Here is an 18,023-nt window from a genome sequence, read left to right on the forward strand (position 1 = left end):
ACAGGGGCCGTCAGTTGTCGTCCTCGTCGATCAGGAAGCCGCGCATCGGCGAGGGAGCCTGACCCATCGGCGACGGGCCCTGCGGACGCACCGGAGCCATCGGCTGGGTCATCGCCGGCTGCATCTGCTGCTGACCGCCGTACGACGGGCCGGACTGGCCGCCGGGGCCGCCGCCCATCGTCTGGTTGCCGCCGTAGGACGGCGCACCGGCACCGGCCGGAGCCATCGAGGGCGCCGGGGACGGCGGCAGCGACGGCGCGGCACTCGCGGGCTGGCGCGGCGGGGCGAGCGAGTCGTCCGCCTGGGTCTCCAGCTGACGCAGCTGCGACTCCAGGTAGGACTTCAGCCGCGTGCGGTACTCGCGCTCGAAGCCGCGCAGGTCCTCGACCTTGCGCTCCAGCGTGGCGCGGGCGGACTCCAGGGAGCCCATCGCGACGCGGTGCTTCTCCTGCGCGTCCCGCTCCAGGGCGTCCGCCTTGGCACGGGCGTCACGCTCGAGACCCTCGGCACGCGAACGCGCCTCTCCGACGATCTTGTTGGCCTCGGAACGGGCCTCGGCGATCGCCTGGTCGGCGGTCTGCTGGGCCAGCGACAGAACGCGCGCGGCGCTGTCGCCACCGGGGCCACCCTGACCGGGGCCGCCCATGGGACCACCCATGGGAGGACCGCCCATCGGGCCACCAGGGCCCATCTGCCCCTGCATCGGGCCGCCCTGGCCCATCGGCCCGGGACCCTGACCCATGGGGCCGGGACCCTGCGGGCCGCCCTGTCCGCCGGGGCCGGCGGGCAGCTGAGGAGCACCGCTCGGCAGCTGGGGCGGGCCACCCATGGGGCCACCCATCTGCTGCTGCGGCGGGCCCGATATGCCGGCGGGCACCGGAGCGCCGGGACCTCGCATGCCCTGCTGGGGCATGCCCTGGGGCGGTCCCTGCGGCGGCTGCTGGTCCTGCGGCTCGGGAGGCTTGCGCATGTTCTGCTGGTTCTGGGCAGCAGCACGCGTGGCCGCGGCCAGCTTGGCGCGCAGGTCCTCGTTCTCGCGGAGCAGGCGCGTCAGTTCGGCTTCGACCTCATCGAGGAAGGCATCGACCTCGTCCTCGTCATAGCCTTCTCGGAGGCGGACGGTCGTGAACTGCTTGTTCCGCACGTCCTCGGGGGTCAACGGCATCTCTTCACCTCAACGTAGTCATCGGCAGTCGGCAAGACCGTATCGTCCACAGTCACCTCGCGAGATTGCCCACGATCGAGATCAGGATGTAGACGATGATCATCAGGACGAAGAAGGACAGGTCGAGCGCCACGCCCCCGAGACGCAGCGGCGGGATGAACCGCCGCAGAAGCTTCAGCGGTGGATCGGTGACAGTGTAGGTGGCCTCCAGGACGACCACCATCGCCTTGCCGGGTTGCCACGAGCGGGCGAACTGGAACACGTAATCCATGACCAAACGGAAGATCAGCACGATGAGGAACACCATCAGCGCGATGTAGATCACCTGCGCGAACACGCCCATGGCCTGCTTTTCCCTCTCCCCTGTACCGCTCTTTGTCCGGTCCTGCGTCTCAGCTCTGGTTGAAGAACCCGCCCTCTGCGATGCGGGCCTTGTCCTCCGCCGTGACATCGACGTTAGCAGGCGACAACAGGAACACCTTCTGCGTCACCCGCTCGATGCTGCCGTGAAGACCAAACACCAAACCGGCCGCAAAGTCGACAAGTCGCTTCGCGTCTGTGTCATCCATCTCAGTCAGATTCATGATCACCGGAGTGCCTTCACGGAAGTGTTCCCCGATGGTACGGGCCTCGTTGTAGGTCCGGGGGTGAAGTGTGGTGATCCGGTAAGGCTCTCGTTCCGACACGACCTTGGGCATGATCACCGGTGCGTTCTTCTCCAGGCTCGCGCGTTCTTGTGTGATGGATGCCACGGGCGCGATGCGCGCCGGGCGTGGCGATTCCGCCGGGAGCGAAGCGGCTCGGGCGACCGGTTCGCGCGGCGCGGGGGGATGTACGACTCGCACCTCTTCGTCCCTTTGGGACTGATGTGAACCGTGGGACTGGTGCGACGGTTCGTGCCGCCGGTGGTCCCGCTCCGGCTCCGGGTCGAGTTCGGGTTCAAAGTCGTCGTCTGGGTCGAATCCGCGGCCGTCGTACCCATCGTCCTCCACGAGGCCGAGGTAGACCGCCATCTTGCGCATCGCGCCGGCCATGCTCCGAGTCCTCCGCTCTGTGGTGGATCCGCTGACGACCGCCAAGTGCCCGCGATCCACTAGGTCTTTACGTCCGCTGTTCGGCGGAACTGACCATATTTTCTGCTGTGGTCCGACTTCTTGGCGACGTTACCCGAGCCTGGGGCGGACTCCGAGTACCGCACTGCCGACGCGCACATGTGTCGCTCCGGCGGCCACGGCCTGTTCGAGGTCCGCGCTCATCCCCGCGGAGACCATGTTCGCAGCCGGATGGGTCCGGCGCAGGTCGGTCGACAAATCCATCAACCGCTCGAACGCCGCCCGTTCGCGTCCCGCGTACTCCCCGGTGAGCGGGGCGACGGTCATCAGCCCGCCGAGCCGCAGCCCCTCGGACCGCGCGATCAGCTCGGCCAACTCCGCGATGCCGTCGGGTGCCACACCCCCGCGCTCGCCGCGGCCGCCCTCGTCGGCGTCGAACGCCACCTGGATCAGACAGCCGATCTCACGGCCGGCCCGCACGGCCTCCTTGGACAGGGTCGTCACCAGTCGGGACCGGTCGACGGACTGCACAAAGTCGGCATAACCGACCACCGAACGCACCTTGTTGGTCTGAAGCTGCCCGACGAAGTGCCAGGTAAGGGGCAGATCCGAGCACGCGGCCGCCTTGGGGGCGGCGTCCTGGTCGCGGTTCTCGGCGACGTGGCGGACACCGAGTTCCGACAGGATCCGCACATCGTCCGCGGGATAGGTCTTGGTGACCACGACGAGCGTCACCTCGTCGCGCCCGCGTCCGGCGGCGGCGCAGGCGGCGGCGATCCGCTCCTCCACGCGCGCCAGGTTCGTGGCGAGTTCGTCCTTACGGTCCGTCATGCCCCATCAGTCCAACCACACATAGCCCGCGAGCCGCCCGGTGGTGCGGTCGCGGCGGTACGAGAAGTGATCCGCCGACTCCAGCGTGCACACCGGCGACTGCTCCGGGTCGCACACCCCGAGCCGTTCGAGCTGCGCCCGCACGCCGGCGCCCACGTCGACCGCCGGTGTGCCCCAGCTCGTCTCGGCGTGCGCCGCCGGCTCGACCGCGGCCACCTCGGCCCGCATGGCCTCCGGCACCTCGTAGCACCGGCCGCAGACGGCGGGCCCGGTGCGGGCGACGATCCTGGCCGGGTCGGCGCCGAGTCCGGTCATGGCCCGTACGGCGGCCGGGACCACCCCGGCGACCAGTCCGGGCCGGCCCGCGTGGGCCGCGGCGACGACCCCGGCGACGGGATCGGCGAGCAGCACCGGCACGCAGTCCGCGGTGAGCACCGCGAGGGCGAGTCCGCGCCGCGCGGTGACGATCGCGTCGACCTCGGGGACCGGACGGTCGCCCCAGGGTTCGTCGACCACGACGGCGTCGGCCCCGTGCACCTGGTTCATCCAGACCACGCGGGCCGGTTCCACGCCGAGGGACTTGGCGGCCAGTTCGCGGTTGGTGCGTACGGCGCCGGGGTCGTCGCCGACCGCTCCGCCGAGGTTGAGCTCCTCATACGGAGCGGCGCTCACCCCGCCCCACCGGTCGGTGAAGGCGAAGTGCGCGCCGCCCACGCTCTCGCGCCGTCCTATCACTTCAGGAAATCCGGAACGTCCAGTTCCTCGGCCGCGCTGTCGTAGGTCCGCGACGGCGGGACCGGCGGCTGGGCGGCCGGGATGTCGTGCACCGGCTCCGGCGCCACCGGCTCCGGGTCCTCCTTGGGCGTGACGCTGCCGAGCGAGCCGAAGGACGGACGGCTCTCCGGCTGCCGGGCCGGGGCGGGCTCGTCGCGCTTGGCCGAGGAGGAGCCGAGCACGTTGTCCCGCTTGGCGGGCGGCTGGCCGCCGTCGAAGCCGGCCGCGATCACGGTGACCCGGACCTCGTCGCCGAGTGCGTCGTCGATGACCGCGCCGAAGATGATGTTGGCCTCGGGGTGGGCGGCCTCACTGACCAGCTGGGCGGCCTCGTTGATCTCGAACAGACCGAGGTCGGAGCCGCCGGAGATGGAGAGCAGCACACCGCGGGCGCCGTCGATGGAGGCTTCCAGCAGCGGGGAGGAGATGGCCATCTCGGCGGCGGCCACCGCGCGGTCGTCGCCGCGGGCCGAGCCGATGCCCATCAGGGCGGAACCGGCCTCGGACATGACCGACTTGACGTCGGCGAAGTCGAGGTTGATCAGTCCGGGCGTGGTGATGAGGTCGGTGATGCCCTGCACACCGGAGAGCAGCACCTGGTCCGCCGACTTGAAGGCGTCGAGAACCGACACCTGGCGGTCCGAGATGGACAGCAGCCGGTCGTTCGGGATCACGATGAGGGTGTCGACCTCTTCGCGCAGCTCGGCGATGCCGTCCTCGGCCTGGTTCGCGCGCCGCCGCCCCTCAAAGGTGAACGGGCGCGTGACCACGCCGATGGTGAGCGCGCCGAGCGAGCGGGCGATGTTGGCCACGACGGGCGCGCCGCCGGTGCCGGTGCCGCCGCCCTCACCGGCCGTCACGAAGACCATGTCGGCCCCCTTGAGGACCTCCTCGATCTCCTCGCGGTGGTCCTCGGCGGCCTTGCGGCCGACGGCCGGGTTGGCTCCGGCGCCGAGTCCGCGGGTGAGTTCACGGCCGACGTCGAGCTTGACGTCGGCGTCGCTCATCAACAGGGCTTGCGCGTCGGTGTTGATGGCGATGAACTCGACGCCCTTGAGACCGACCTCGATCATCCGGTTGATGGCATTGACACCACCGCCGCCGACACCGATGACTTTGATGACTGCGAGGTAGTTCTGCGGTGCTGCCACGTCGAAGGCCTCTCGCCTCGAGTTACGTGCCGCCGAATCACCGTGACGCGCTGCGCCCGAGCGATCCGACGACTGATGCCGAATGGGACGGTCCGTATCGCCGACCCGAACCCTAACGTTGAAGTTTAGGGTTACCAGTGTGTCTGTTCCCTGGAGTCTTCTGAACAGGACACTAAGTCGACAAGTGGCGCACGTTCAACGAACACGCCGAACCTCCCGTTTTTCTTTTCACCCTATGTGATCAGCCGTAGCGCTGCCCAACCAGGGTGCTGGCCTGCGCTGATGTGCGTCAACTCCCTGATGACGCCGGGGCCGTGGGAACGCTGACGTCGAAGTGCCGCGCGCCGGGCTCCGCTTTCATCAGTGCGGTGAGAGTACGGCTCTTCTCGGCGCCCTTCTCACCGCTTCCCCAGTCGACCGTGCGTCCGTCGGCCAACTCCAGTGAGATGTCGTCGTAGGAACGGACCTTGACGCTCCGGGTCGTCCGCGCCACCCGGTCCGGAATCGCGCCGGCCACCCGCACCGCCTCCCGTGTCAGCCGGTCCTCGCCGAAGCGGCGCAGGCTCGCCGCGGCGGAACCGGTCCCGGAGACGGCCAATTTCAGAGCGGGCACGCCCTCGGGCGCCTTGGAAACCGTGGCGAACCGGACACCTTCATCGTCCACTTCGACGAACTCGCCGCCTTTGTGGACCAGAAGAACCGGGGTGCGTTCCTTCACCTTCAAGGAGATTTCGTGCGGCCAGGAACGGACCACGTCAACCGTGTCAATTCGGGGCAACGCAGAGGAAAGCCGCGCCTCGATCGCTTCCGTGTCGACCGAAATCAACTGTTCCCCGAGGGGTACGTCGGCGGCCCGGCGCACCTGCTCGGGCGTCAGGACGCGGGTGCCCGACACCGTTACGCGCTCCACGCGCACCAGGTCCGATCCGTACAGCAGCCAGAACGCCCCGCTGCCGACGAACATCAGGGCGACAGCCAGAACGATGATCAGACGAAGCTTTCGTCGTCCGAACCGCCGGACGGGAGGCGGCGGGCCGGACGACTCCCGCTTGCGTTCACCACGCTCGGCGGTGGTCGATCCGGCCATGCTGCCTGCCTTCCGTCATACGCTTCTACCGGTGCGCACGGGCGGCGATCGCCTCGTACACCATGCCGACGAGCAGGTCGTCGGCGTCCCGGCGGCCGAACTCGGCGGCGGCGCGGGACATCTCGTACAGCCGGTGCGGGTCGGCGAGCACGGGCAGCACGTTCTGCTGCACCCACTCGGGCGTGAGTTCCGCGTCGTCGACCAGCAGTCCGCCGCCCGCCTTGACCACCGGCTGGGCGTTGAGCCGCTGTTCGCCGTTGCCGATGGGCAGCGGGACATAGGCGGCCGGGAGCCCGACGGCGGAGAGTTCGGCGACGGTCATCGCGCCCGCGCGGCACAGCATCATGTCGGCCGCGGCGTACGCGAGGTCCATCCGGTCCAGATAACTTACCGGGATGTAGGGGGGCATTCCCGGCATCTGGTGGACCTGGGGCAGTTCGTTCTTCGGACCGACCGCGTGCAGGATCTGGATCCCGGCCTGCTGGAGCCACGGGGCGACCTGCTGGACCACCTCGTTGAGCCGGCGGGCGCCCTGCGAGCCGCCGGTGACCAGCAGCGTCGGCAGGTTGGGGTCGAGCCCGAACGCCGCGCGGGCCTCGGGGCGCACGGCGGCCCGGTCCAGGGTGGCGATGGAGCGGCGCAACGGGATACCGATGTAACGGGCGCCACGCAGCTTGCTGTCGGGCGTGGAGACGGCGACCTGGGCCGCGTACCGCGAGCCGATCTTGTTGGCCAGGCCGGGGCGGGCGTTGGCCTCGTGGATGACGATCGGCACGCCGAGCCGCTTGGCCGCGAGATAGCCGGGCAGGGCGACGTAACCGCCGAAGCCGACCACGGCGTCCGCCTTGGTCCGCTCCAGGATCTGCTCGGCCGCCTTGATGGTGCCGCGCAGCCGGCCCGGAACGGTGATCAGCTCGGGGGTGGGCTTGCGTGGCAGCGGTACGGCGGGGATCAGCGCCAGCTCGTACCCGCGCTCGGGTACGAGACGGGTCTCGAGGCCGCGCTCCGTGCCCAGGGCCGTGATGCCCACGGTCGGATCCTGCCTGCGCAGGGCGTCCGCGAGGGCGAGCGCGGGCTCGATGTGGCCCGCGGTTCCTCCGCCGGCGAGTACGACATGCACCGAAATTCACCGCTCTCCGGACGAACGCGCCACCGGGGCGCGCCGTCGCATCGTGTTCCATCTCCGGGGCCGCTGTGAACCCCCGTTGCGCTTTCTACCAAAGCGGGGTTGCCGCATGGCAAGCGCCATCCGAGCAGCGGGGTCCTCACGCGCGAAGGCGATCAGCAACCCGATGGCGAACATGGTCGGCAGCAGGGCGGATCCTCCGTAGGAGAACAGCGGGAGCGGGACTCCGGCGATCGGCAGCAGCCCGAGCACCGCACCGATGTTGATCACGGCCTGGGCCGTGATCCAGGTGGTCACGCCTCCCGCGGCATACCTGACGAAGGGGTCCTCCGTGCGTCCGGCCACGCGGATACCCGCATAGCCTAGAGCCGCGAACAGGGCGAGCACCGACAGTGTCCCCGCCAGGCCCAGTTCCTCACCGGTGACGGCGAAGATGAAGTCCGTGTGCGCTTCGGGTAGTTGGCCCCACTTCTCCACGCTCGCACCGAGTCCGGAACCGAAGATGCCGCCGGAGGCGAGGGCGTAGATCCCGTGCACGGCCTGCCAGCAGTCGACCGGTCCCGACTGGGGTTCGGTGGCGCCGAGGCAGGTGAGCCGGGCCATGCGGTTGGGGCTGGTGCGGATGAGGATCGCGCCGATCAGCGCGGCGATCGACAGCACCCCGACGAACAGCCGGGTCGGCGCCCCGGCCAGCCACAGCAGGCCGAACAGGATCGCCGTCAGGATGATCGCCGTACCCATGTCGCCGCCGAGCATGATCAGTCCGAGCAGCATGAAGGCGGCCGGGACGAGCGGGACCAGCATGTGCTTCCACTGGGACAGCAGCCGCTTGTCCTGCTTGCGGGCGAGCAGATCGGCGCCCCACAGCACCAGCGCGAGCTTGCCGAACTCACTGGGCTGGAGCTGGAAGGTGCTGCCGAGGGCGATCCAGTTCTGGTTGCCGTTGACCGCGACCCCTATCCCCGGCACCTGCACCAGGGCCATCAGGAAGACGGCACCCGCCAGGATCGGGTAGGCCAGCGCCCGGTGCAGCTTCACCGGCATCCGGGAGGCCACGAGCAGTAGGACGGAGCCGATCACGGCGGCCAGCAGTTGCTTGCGGAAGAAGTAGGAGCCCGGCAGCGACATCTGGAGCGCCGTGATCTGGGAGGCCGAGTAGACCATCACCAGGCCGAGCACGGTGATCAGCAGACTGCCGCCGAGGATCAGGTAGTACGCGGTCAGCGGCCGGTCCCACGCCCTGCGTGCCCTGGTGACCAGGGTGCGGAGCGCGTTCTCCCGTGCCGGGCCGGGTACGACGGGCCGACGGGGAGCCCGCTGCACGGGCGGCCGCCCGGTACGGCTACTCGCCATGACGGCCTCCCCCATACGCCGGACAACAGGTCCTGGACGGTCCCACGCGTCCCTCCCAAGGTCGCCCGGCGCCAGGCCGGGCCGGGGTCAGGCGCCGAGCTCGCGCACCGCCTGTGCGAACGCGTCACCGCGCTTGTTGTAGTTGGCGAACATGTCCATCGAGGCGCAGGCCGGGGCCAGCAGCACCGTGTCGCCGGGCCGTGCGAGCCGCTTCGCCTCCTGGACGGCCTGGAGCATCGCACCAGTGTCGGTCCGGTCGAGGTCGACGACGGGTACTTCCGGGGCGTGTCGCGCGAGGGCTTCGCGGATCAGGGCGCGGTCCCGGCCGATCAGTACGGCACCGCGCAGCCGCTTCGCCGAGCCCGCGACCAGTTCGTCGAAGGTGGCGCCCTTGGCGAGCCCGCCCGCGATCCACACGATCGACTCGTACGCGGCCAACGAGGCTTCCGCGGCGTGCGTGTTGGTGGCCTTGGAGTCGTCGATGTACGCGACCCCGTCCACGTCGGCGACGTGCGCGATGCGGTGCGCGTCCGGGGTGAAGGCCCGCAGGCCGTCCCGTACGGCGCTCGCCGGCACCCCGAACGCCCGCGCGAGGGCCGCCGCGGCAAGGGCGTTGGCGATGTTGTGCGGGGCGGGCGGGTTGACGTCGGAGACCTCGGCGAGCTCCTGGGCGTTCTGCTGCCGGTTCTCGACGAAGGCCCGGTCGACCAGGATGCCCTCCACCACGCCGAGTTGGGAGGGCCCCGGCGTGCCCAGGGTGAAGCCGATCGCGCGGCAGCCCTCCTCGACGTCGGCCTCGCGCACCAGGTCCTCGGTCGCCTTGTCGGCGACGTTGTAGACGCAGGCGACCCGGTTGCCCTCGTAGACGCGGCCCTTGTCCCTGGCGTAGGCCTCCATGGAGCCGTGCCAGTCGAGGTGGTCCGGGGCGAGGTTCAGTACGGCCGCCGAGTGGGCGCGCAGGGACGGCGCCCAGTGGAGCTGGTAGCTGGACAGCTCCACGGCGAGCACGTCGTACTCCTCCTCGCCGAGCACGGCGTCCAGGAGGGAGACGCCGATGTTGCCGACGGCGGCGGTGCGCAGGCCGGCCGCCTTCAGGATGGAGGCGAGCATCTGGACGGTCGTGGTCTTGCCGTTGGTGCCGGTGACCGCGAGCCAGGGGGCCGCGTCCGGGCCGCGCAGCCGCCAGGCGAGCTCGACGTCGCCCCAGACGGGGACGCCGGCCCGCTCGGCGGCGGCGAACAGCGGCTTGTCGGGCTTCCAGCCCGGTGCGGTGACGATGAGGTCGGTGCCCTCGGGCAGGGTCGCCCCGTCGCCGAGGCGGACGGTGATGCCCGCCCGTCGCCCGCCACCAGCCCTATCCGAGGCGCTGCGCGCCGCCCCTGCCCAAGCCTCCAGCTCGGCGGCCTGCTCGCGCGCGCGTGCGTCGTCGCCGTCGTTGACGACGGTGACCCGCGCGCCGAGCCCGTGCAGCACCTTGGCCGCCGGGACGCCGGAGACGCCGAGCCCGGCGACGGTGACGTGCTTGCCCTGGAGTTCCGAGAGCACCGAGGAGGTCACTTGTCCGCTGCCCATCCCGCGTAGAAGAGGCCCAGTCCGACAATCACACAGATGCCCTGGATGATCCAGAAGCGGACCACCACAAGGACTTCGGACCAGCCCTTGAGTTCGAAGTGATGCTGGAGTGGCGCCATCCGGAAGACCCGCTTCCCGGTGAGCCGGAACGAGCCGACCTGGATGACCACCGACATGGTGATGAGGACGAACAGACCGCCCAGGATGGCGAGCAGCAGCTCGGTGCGGGAGCAGATCGCGAGGCCCGCGAGCACACCGCCGAGCGCCAGCGAACCGGTGTCGCCCATGAAGATCTTGGCCGGGGAGGTGTTCCACCACAGGAAGCCGAGGCAGGAACCCATCAGCGCGGAGGCGACGACCGCGAGGTCCAGCGGATCGCGCACCTCGTAGCAGGCACCCGGATTGGTGAGCGTCTCGCCGTTGGCGCAGGACTCCTGGAACTGCCAGACGCCGATGAAGGTGTAGGCGCCGAAGACCAGGACGGAGGCGCCGGTGGCGAGGCCGTCCAGACCGTCGGTCAGGTTCACGCCGTTCGACATCGCGAGGATCATGAACAGCGCCCAGACGACGAACAGCACCGGGCCGATGGTCCAGCCGAAGTCCGTGATGAACGACAGCTTGGTGGAGGCCGGGGTCTGCCCTCGGGAGTCCGCGAACTGGAGCGAGAGCACCGCGAAGGCGATGCCGACGATCAGCTGGCCGGCCATCTTCGCCTTGGCCCGCAGACCCAGCGAACGCCGCTTGACGATCTTGATGTAGTCGTCCAGGAAGCCGACCATGCCCATGCCGACCATGAGGCCCAGCACCAGCAGCCCGGAGAAGGTCGGGGGTTTGCCGGTGATCACCTTGGACAGGAAGTAGGCGGCGAGCGTCGCCAGGATGAAGGCGATACCGCCCATCGTCGGCGTACCGCGCTTGCTGGCGTGCTCGCGCGGTCCGTCGTCGCGGATGTACTGCCCGTAACCCTTGCGCGCGAGCAGTTTGATCAGCAGCGGGGTGCCGATCAGCGTCAGGAAGAGGCCAATGACTCCTGCGAACAGGATCTGATTCATCATCGGGCGGCGACCTCACCCTCGGCACCGGTCTCGAGCAGCGCCTGCGCCACGCTCTCGAGCCCGACCGAACGGGACGCCTTCACGAGTACGACATCCCCCGGGCGCAATTCGCTGCGCAACAGGTCGACCGCCGCCTGTGCGTCGGACACGTGCACCGACTCCTCACCCCACGAACCCTCGTTATATGCGCCCAGTTGCAGCCAGGCGGCTTCCCTGCCCCCGACCGCGACGAGCTTGCTGACGTTGAGCCGAACGGCGAGCCGTCCGACCGCGTCGTGCTCGGCGAGCGCCTCGTCCCCGAGCTCGGCCATCTTGCCGAGCACCGCCCACGTCCGACGTCCCTTGCCCATGGCCGCCAGCGCGCGCAGCGCGGCCTTCATGGACTCGGGGTTCGCGTTGTAGGCGTCGTTGACGACCGTCACGCCGTCCGGGCGCTCGGTGACCTCCATCCGCCAGCGGGAGAGGGAGCCCGCCTCGGAGAGCGCACGGGCGATCTCGTCTGCGGACATGCCCAACTCGTGGGCGACGGCGGCCGCGGCGAGCGCGTTCGACACGTGATGCTCACCGTACAGGCGCATGGTCACATCGGATGCACCGGAGGGTGTGTGAAGCCTGAAGGAGGGCTGTCCGCTGTCCGTGAGTCGCACGTTCTCGGCCCGAACGTCCGCTTCGTCGGACTCTCCGAAAAGGATCACCTTCGCCTTCGTACGGGACGCCATGGCCCGTACGAAGGGGTCGTCCGCGTTGAGGATCGCCGCGCCGCCCTCCTCCGCCGGGGGCAGGGCCTCCACCAACTCGCCCTTGGCCTGGGCGATCTGCTCCCGGCCGCCGAACTCGCCGATGTGGGCGGAGCCGACGTTCAGGACCAGGCCGACCCTCGGGGGCGTCAGACCGGTGAGGTACCGGATGTGGCCGATTCCGCGTGCTCCCATCTCCAGCACGAGGAACTTGGTCTCCTCGGTGGCGGTGAGCGCGGTGAGCGGCAGCCCGATCTCGTTGTTGAGCGAGCCGGGGGTGAAGACGGTCGGCGCCGTGCGCTGGAGCACCTGGGCGATCAGGTCCTTGGTGCTGGTCTTGCCGGCCGAGCCGGTGAGCGCGACGAGCGTGGTGCCGAGCCGGCCGACGACGTGCCGGGCGAGGGCGCCGAGCGCCGCCTGGACATCCTCGACGACGATCGCGGGCACGCCGACGGGCCGGGAGGCCAGCACGGCCACCGCTCCCGCCTCGACGACCGCGGCGGCGTAGTCGTGTCCGTCCACGCGCTCGCCGACGAAGGCGACGAACAGGCTGCCGGGCCCCGCCTCCCGCGAGTCCCGGACGACCGGTCCCGTGACCTGTACGGACGGGTCCGGTATGTCGTGCGTCTTCCCGCCGACGACTTCTGCGATCTCGGCGAGGGAGAGGGCGATCACAAGTTCATCCCTGGGTCTTCTTGATGGCTTCCCGAAGCACCTGGCGGTCGTCGAAGGGACGCACCACCCCGGCGATGTCCTGCCCCTGCTCGTGGCCCTTGCCGGCGACCAGCACGGTGTCGCCGGGCCGCGCCCGCGCGACGGCGGCGGCGATCGCGGCGGCCCGGTCCTCGAAGACCTGCACCTCGCCGCGCTCGTGGGCGGGCACGGAGGCGGCGCCGTGCAGCATGGTGGCGAGGATCGACAGGGGGTCCTCGGAGCGGGGGTTGTCGGAGGTCAGTACGGCGGTGTCGGCGAGCCGTGCGGCGGCGGCGCCCATGGGCTCCCGCTTGGTCGTGTCCCGGTCGCCGCCGCAGCCGAGCACGACGTGCACCCGGCCCTCGGTGACCTTGCGCAGGGCGCGCAGCACCGATTCCACAGCGTCGGTCTTGTGGGCGTAGTCGACGACCGCGAGATACGGCTGTCCGGCGTCCACGCGCTCCAGCCGGCCCGGCACCCCCGGTACGGCGGCGACGCCGTCGGCGGCGGCCTGCGGGTCGAGTCCGGCGGCGGCGAGGGCGACGATCGCGGCCAGGGTGTTGGCCACGTTGAACGGGCCCGGCAGCGGGGACCGGGCGGTGATCCGCTCGTCCTTGGGGCCGATCACGGTGAACGTCGAGTCCATCGGGCCGACCTCGACGTCCTCGGCGCGCCAGTCGGCGTCGGGGTGGCCCTCGGCGGAGAAGGTGACGACCGGGACGGTGGCCTCCTTGGCGAGCCGGCGGCCGTACTCGTCGTCGACGTTGACCACGCCGAGTTTGCTGCGTTTCGGCGTGAACAGCTGCGCCTTGGCCCGGAAGTAGTCCTCCATGTCGGAGTGGAACTCCATGTGCTCCGGGCTGAGGTTGGTGAAGACGCCGATGTCGAAGACGCAGCCGTCGACCCGGCCCAGGACCAGGGCGTGGCTGGAGACCTCCATGGCGACCGCGTCGGTGCCGCGCTCGCGCATGACGGCGAACAGCGCCTGGAGGTCCGTGGCCTCGGGCGTGGTGCGCTCGGACTTGATGCGCTCGTCGCCGATGCGCATCTCCACGGTGCCGATCAGTCCCGTGCTGCGGACGGTCCTCAGACCGCCCTCGACGAGATAGGCGGTCGTGGTCTTGCCCGAGGTGCCGGTGATGCCGATCTGGAGGAGATCGCGGCCCGGGTGACCGTAGATGGTGGCCGCCAGCTCGCCCATCCGCCCGCGCGGGTCGTCGACCACCAGCGCCGGCAGTCCGGCCGCGGCGACGCGTTCGGCACCGGACGGGTCGGTCAGCACGGCGACCGCGCCGAGGCCGGCGGCCTGGGTGACGAAGTCGGCGCCGTGGGCGCGGGCGCCCGGCAGGGCGGCGTACAGGTCGCCGGGGCGTACGGCGCGCGAGTCATGGGTGATGCCCGTGACCTCGGCGGCCTGCTCCGGGGCGGCGACACCCAGCTGACCGGCGAGTTCCGCGAGGGGTGTGGCGGAGACCTGAACCGGACGGGGCGGTCCCGGATATGTCACGGGGTGGCCCTTCTGGGTGGTTTGGGACTGATCAGCGTGTGGCACGGCGGTGAGCGTACCGGGCGTAGCGGCTCGGGGGCCAAGTGAGGGGCGGGGCGTGCTCTGGTTCCCGGGGTCGGGGGTGATCGTTGTCACGGGGTGGTTCCTGGTGGCTCGGTGCTCGGTACTGGTCAGGGTTTGAAGGTGACCGGGAGGTCGGCGGGTGCGGCGCCGGTCGGCGGCACCTGGAGGGTCTTCAAGGCGAACTCCATGACCTGCTTGTACACGGGTCCGCAGATCTGGCCGCCGAAGTAGCTGCCCTTCGTGGCGTTCTGGATGACGCAGTAGACGGTGATCCTTGGCTTGTCGGCGGGGGCGAACCCGGCGAAGGACGAGGTGTAGCCGTGGTACTTGCCGGTGGCCGGATCCACCCGGTTCGCCGTACCCGTCTTCCCCGCGACCCGGTAGCCCGGGATGCGTGCCTTGGTGCCGGTGCCCTCCTCGTCGTCCACGACCGACTCCAGCATCCGGGCGAGGGTCTTCGCCGTCTTCTCGCTGACGACCCGGGTCTTGCGGGGCTCGGGGGCGGGGGTGAAGCGTCCGTCGGGGCCCTTGGAGCCGCGCACCAGGGTGGGGTCGATCCGGACGCCGCCGTTGGCGATGGTGGAGTAGACGGACGCGGCCTGCATGGCGTTGATGGAGACGCCCTGGCCGAAAGGAATCGTGTACTGCTGCGAGGTGGACCAGGTGTCGGGCGCGGCGAGGATGCCCTTGGTCTCGCCGGGGAAGCCGAGACCGGTGTGGCCGCCGAGGCCGAACCTGCGCAGGTAGTCGTAGAGGACCTTGTTGGCCTGGGCCTGGGTCTTGCCGAGCTGGCCGGTGGCGAGGATGGTGCCGATGTTGCTGGACTTGGCGAGCACTCCGTTGAGCGTCAGGTACCAGGTCGGGTGGTCGATGTCGTCCTTGAACAGGCGGTCGCCGCGGTGCAGCCGGTTGGGTACGACGACATGGGTGCCGGGTGCGGCGACGTTCTCCTCGAGGACCGCCGCCATCGACAGCACCTTGGCGGTGGAGCCGGGTTCGAAGGCGTCCTGGACGGCCGCGTTGCCGAGCGCCTCCGGATCGGCCTCGGAGAGGTCGTTGGGGTCAAAGCCGGGCGCGTTGGCCATCGCGAGGACCTCGCCGGTGCGGGTGTCCTGGACGATGACGTAGCCGCGGTCGGCCTCGGACTCCTCCACCTGCTTGCTGATGGCGTTCTGCGCGGCCCACTGGATGTCGCGGTCGATGGTGAGCTCGACGTCGCTGCCGGGCACGGCCGGGGTCTCGGTGGAGCCCGCGGTCGGTACGAGACGGCCGCCGGACTGGGCGTAGCGGATCTTGCCGTCCTTGCCGGCGAGCCGCTTGTCGAGCTGGAGCTCGATGCCTCCGCCGCCCTTGCCCTCGGCGTTGACCCAGCCCAGTATCCCGGCGGCGAGCTCGTTATTGGGGTACACCCGCTTGCTGGTGGGCACGGAGAAGACGCCGGCGAGGACGTTGGCGGTGGACTTGTCGGACTCGGCCTTCTTGGCGAGGGCGGCCTTCAGGTCCTTGATCTGCTTCCAGACCTGCGGGGTCTGGCGGCCGGCCAGTTTGACGTAGCGCAGGGCCTTGTTGCCCGGCCGCAGCTTCTCCACCAGCTTGTCCTGGTCCTGGCCGAGGATCGGCGCGAGGAGGGCGGCGGCCTGTTCGGGGCCGTCGGCGACCTTCAGCTCGTCCGGGGCGAACATCGTGGGGTCGGCGGTGATGTCGTACGCGTCCTCGGTGGTCGCCAGGGCCACGCCGTGGCGGTCGGTGATGCCGCCGCGCTCGGCCTCCAGCACCTGGCCCACATAGCGGTTCCGGTCGGCCTTGGCGGCGTAGGTGCTCGCGTCGACGGCCTGCACCTGGAACAGGCGGACGACGAAGGCGAGCAGGACCAGGGTCAGGGCCACACCGACCAGGCGCAGCCGGGGGCGCGGACTGCCCAGCCGGATGAGCTTCGGAGGCGCGGGGCGGGGGCCCGCGGGCCTGCGGGCCGGTCGGGCGCCGGGGCCGGGGCGCTGTCCGGCGCCCGGTCGGGCGGGCCTTGCGGGGCCGGGTACCCGGCGGCGGGGCGGTTCCCTGTCGGACACTTCCGTCACCTGCCGGGGGTCGTCGCGGAGGAGGGCGTGGGTACGGCGGCCGAGGGGCTCGGCGCCGTGTCGGGCGGCGGGACCGTCGCGGTGGCCAGCGCCTCGGGGGCGAGGACCAGGGGGGCGCGGGCGGCGGAGGCGGGGCTCGGTACGCCCTTGACCTTGCCGTCGGGGCCCAGGAAGGCGGGGTCGCCGCCGGGCACCATGCCGAGCTCGCGGGCGCGGCGCTGGAGGGCGTCGGGGGCGGAGTAGGCGTCGATGTCCCGTTGCAGGGCCTGTTCCTCGTCGGTGAGGTTCTTGGTCTCCCGCTGGAGGTCGTCGAGCTGGAAGGCACCCTCGCTGAGGGCGGAGTTCAGCACCAGGAGGCCGATCAGACCGCCGCCGAGGAGCGCGACGACGAGAAGGACGAAGGGCGTGCGCGCCGCCTGGGCGCGCCCGGTGGGCAGGAGCTGCGCGAGACGGGCCGCCCTCCCCCTCAGCTCGGGTCGACCCTTCAGTTCGGGTTTCCTACTCACTCACGCTCCCCTGAGTTCGCTTTTCCCACCCGTACGCCCGGCCCGTCACCCGCCTCACGTGCCGTCCGTGACTCACGCCCGTCCGTGCCTCATGCGCCGTCCGTGCCTCATTCGGCGTCCGCCCGGATCCGCTCCGCGCCGCGCAGCCGCGCGGGGGCGGCGCGCCGGTTCTCGGCGATCTCCTCCTCGGTGGGAAGTTCGGCACCGCGCGTGAGCAGCTTGAGTCGGGGCTGGTAGCGCTCGGGGACGACCGGGAGCCCGGGCGGGGCGGTGGTGGCGGCGCCCGCCGCGAACACCTGCTTCACGAGCCGGTCCTCCAGGGAGTGGTACGACAGCACGGCGATGCGTCCGCCGACGTCGAGGGCCTTCACTGCCGCCGGGACCGCCCGCTCCAGCACGGACAGCTCGCCGTTGACCTCGATCCGCAGGGCCTGGAAGGTGCGCTTGGCCGGGTTGCCGCCGGTGCGCTTGGCGGCCTGCGGCAGCGCGTCCCGGATGAGCTCGACGAGGCGGGCGCTGTTCGTGAACGGCTCCTTCTCGCGTTCGCGCACCACGGCGGACACGATGCGCTTGGCCTGCTTCTCCTCGCCGTAGGCGCGCAGGATGCGGACGAGTTCGCCGGGCGGGTAGGTGTTGAGGACCTCGGCGGCGCTGACGCCGGTCGTCTGGTCCATGCGCATGTCGAGGGGGGCGTCCTGGGCGTAGGCGAAGCCGCGGTCGGCCTCGTCGAGCTGCATGGAGGACACCCCGAGGTCGAACAGGACGCCCCGCACGCGCGGGATGTCCAGCCGGGCGAGGACGTCGGGGAGCTCGTCGTAGACGGCGTGCACCAGGGTGGCCCGCTCACCGAAGGGGGCGAGGCGCTCGCCGGACAGGCGCAGGGCCTCCTTGTCGCGGTCCAGGGCGACGAGCCGCGCCTCGGGGAACCGCTGGAGCAGGGCCTCGCTGTGGCCGCCGAGGCCGAGCGTGCAGTCGACCACCACCGCGCCGGGCCGCTCCAGGGCGGGTGCCAGCAGATCCAGGCACCGCTGGAGCATCACCGGGACGTGTCGACTCTCGCTCAAGTCGCCCTCTCAGGTCCGGCGCCACCGTCACGCACCGCCGGGTTCCCCGCCCTCCCCCGGTGAAGGGGCGGCCGGCGCCGGGCCGACGGCGGCGGGAGGAGGCCGAGCCGTGCGTACGCGGGGCGCACGCGGGGAGAGCCCCGGGCCGTCGCCGGGCTCTCCAGGGGGAAATCAGTGCAGGGGGCACTCTCGCCTCCCGCTTCGCGTCACTT

General features: G+C 70.8%; 16 protein-coding genes. All 16 read right to left on the minus strand.

All coding sequences use genetic code 11. From position 1 onward, the window contains the following. Positions 1-10: 10 nt before the first annotated feature. The gene (locus ACZ470_RS23485; protein WP_468430039.1) at positions 11-1,165 is read right to left on the minus strand and encodes a DivIVA domain-containing protein; all 1,155 of its coding nucleotides are present in this window, start codon (positions 1,163-1,165) and stop codon (positions 11-13) included. A gap of 52 nt (positions 1,166-1,217) precedes the next feature. Next, positions 1,218-1,508: a YggT family protein gene (locus ACZ470_RS23490; protein ID WP_037937545.1), complete on the minus strand. Its 291-nt coding sequence runs from the start codon at positions 1,506-1,508 to the stop codon at positions 1,218-1,220. Positions 1,509-1,557: 49 nt separating this feature from the next. Beyond that, complete coding sequence (locus tag ACZ470_RS23495; RefSeq protein ID WP_468430041.1) at positions 1,558-2,199, minus strand: cell division protein SepF; 642 nt, start codon at positions 2,197-2,199, stop codon at positions 1,558-1,560. 129 nt (positions 2,200-2,328) lie between these two features. Beyond that, a complete protein-coding gene (locus ACZ470_RS23500; RefSeq protein WP_468430042.1) occupies positions 2,329-3,048 on the minus strand; it encodes a YggS family pyridoxal phosphate-dependent enzyme in 720 nt (239 codons plus the stop codon). 6 nt (positions 3,049-3,054) lie between these two features. Next, on the minus strand, positions 3,055-3,783 hold the full coding sequence (gene pgeF / locus ACZ470_RS23505; protein ID WP_468430044.1) for a peptidoglycan editing factor PgeF: 729 nt from the start codon (positions 3,781-3,783) through the stop codon (positions 3,055-3,057). Further along, complete coding sequence (gene ftsZ / locus ACZ470_RS23510; protein ID WP_468430046.1) at positions 3,780-4,973, minus strand: cell division protein FtsZ; 1,194 nt, start codon at positions 4,971-4,973, stop codon at positions 3,780-3,782. The genes pgeF and ftsZ overlap by 4 nt, the downstream gene beginning before the upstream one ends. Before the next feature lie 289 nt (positions 4,974-5,262). Continuing rightward, on the minus strand, positions 5,263-6,060 hold the full coding sequence (locus ACZ470_RS23515; RefSeq protein ID WP_468430048.1) for a cell division protein FtsQ/DivIB: 798 nt from the start codon (positions 6,058-6,060) through the stop codon (positions 5,263-5,265). Positions 6,061-6,085: 25 nt separating this feature from the next. Further along, on the minus strand, positions 6,086-7,180 hold the full coding sequence (gene murG / locus ACZ470_RS23520; RefSeq protein WP_468430050.1) for an undecaprenyldiphospho-muramoylpentapeptide beta-N-acetylglucosaminyltransferase: 1,095 nt from the start codon (positions 7,178-7,180) through the stop codon (positions 6,086-6,088). Positions 7,181-7,186: 6 nt separating this feature from the next. Then, positions 7,187-8,539 (minus strand): putative lipid II flippase FtsW, encoded by a 1,353-nt coding sequence (ftsW, locus tag ACZ470_RS23525; protein ID WP_468430052.1) that lies wholly within the window; start codon positions 8,537-8,539, stop codon positions 7,187-7,189. 87 nt (positions 8,540-8,626) lie between these two features. After that, entirely contained in the window at positions 8,627-10,111 is a 1,485-nt protein-coding gene (gene murD / locus ACZ470_RS23530; protein WP_468430054.1) for a UDP-N-acetylmuramoyl-L-alanine--D-glutamate ligase, read from the minus strand. After that, entirely contained in the window at positions 10,093-11,166 is a 1,074-nt protein-coding gene (mraY, locus tag ACZ470_RS23535; protein WP_468430056.1) for a phospho-N-acetylmuramoyl-pentapeptide-transferase, read from the minus strand. Before mraY ends, murD begins: the two co-directional genes overlap by 19 nt. Further along, complete coding sequence (locus ACZ470_RS23540) at positions 11,163-12,578, minus strand: UDP-N-acetylmuramoyl-tripeptide--D-alanyl-D-alanine ligase (protein ID WP_468430058.1); 1,416 nt, start codon at positions 12,576-12,578, stop codon at positions 11,163-11,165. Before ACZ470_RS23540 ends, mraY begins: the two co-directional genes overlap by 4 nt. Before the next feature lie 4 nt (positions 12,579-12,582). Then, entirely contained in the window at positions 12,583-14,103 is a 1,521-nt protein-coding gene (locus tag ACZ470_RS23545) for a UDP-N-acetylmuramoyl-L-alanyl-D-glutamate--2,6-diaminopimelate ligase (RefSeq protein WP_468430243.1), read from the minus strand. 170 nt (positions 14,104-14,273) lie between these two features. Then, entirely contained in the window at positions 14,274-16,232 is a 1,959-nt protein-coding gene (locus ACZ470_RS23550) for a peptidoglycan D,D-transpeptidase FtsI family protein (protein WP_468430059.1), read from the minus strand. Between the two features lie 5 nt (positions 16,233-16,237). Then, a complete protein-coding gene (gene ftsL / locus ACZ470_RS23555; protein ID WP_468430060.1) occupies positions 16,238-16,747 on the minus strand; it encodes a cell division protein FtsL in 510 nt (169 codons plus the stop codon). A gap of 107 nt (positions 16,748-16,854) precedes the next feature. Then, a complete protein-coding gene (gene rsmH / locus ACZ470_RS23560; protein ID WP_468430062.1) occupies positions 16,855-17,811 on the minus strand; it encodes a 16S rRNA (cytosine(1402)-N(4))-methyltransferase RsmH in 957 nt (318 codons plus the stop codon). Positions 17,812-18,023 lie beyond the last annotated feature (212 nt).

Source organism: Streptomyces sp. NPDC031111 (genome assembly GCF_055570675.1).

What these genes read in the sequence shown, in the direction of transcription:
- ACZ470_RS23485 (WP_468430039.1), bottom strand. Translation starts at nt 1,165, where the DNA reads ATGCCGTTGACCCCCGAGGACGTGCGGAACAAGCAGTTCACGACCGTC.
- ftsW (WP_468430052.1), bottom strand. Translation starts at nt 8,539, where the DNA reads ATGGCGAGTAGCCGTACCGGGCGGCCGCCCGTGCAGCGGGCTCCCCGT.
- ACZ470_RS23495 (WP_468430041.1), bottom strand. Translation starts at nt 2,199, where the DNA reads ATGGCCGGCGCGATGCGCAAGATGGCGGTCTACCTCGGCCTCGTGGAG.
- ACZ470_RS23515 (WP_468430048.1), bottom strand. Translation starts at nt 6,060, where the DNA reads ATGGCCGGATCGACCACCGCCGAGCGTGGTGAACGCAAGCGGGAGTCG.
- mraY (WP_468430056.1), bottom strand. Translation starts at nt 11,166, where the DNA reads ATGATGAATCAGATCCTGTTCGCAGGAGTCATTGGCCTCTTCCTGACG.
- ACZ470_RS23500 (WP_468430042.1), bottom strand. Translation starts at nt 3,048, where the DNA reads ATGACGGACCGTAAGGACGAACTCGCCACGAACCTGGCGCGCGTGGAG.
- ACZ470_RS23490 (WP_037937545.1), bottom strand. Translation starts at nt 1,508, where the DNA reads ATGGGCGTGTTCGCGCAGGTGATCTACATCGCGCTGATGGTGTTCCTC.
- murD (WP_468430054.1), bottom strand. Translation starts at nt 10,111, where the DNA reads ATGGGCAGCGGACAAGTGACCTCCTCGGTGCTCTCGGAACTCCAGGGC.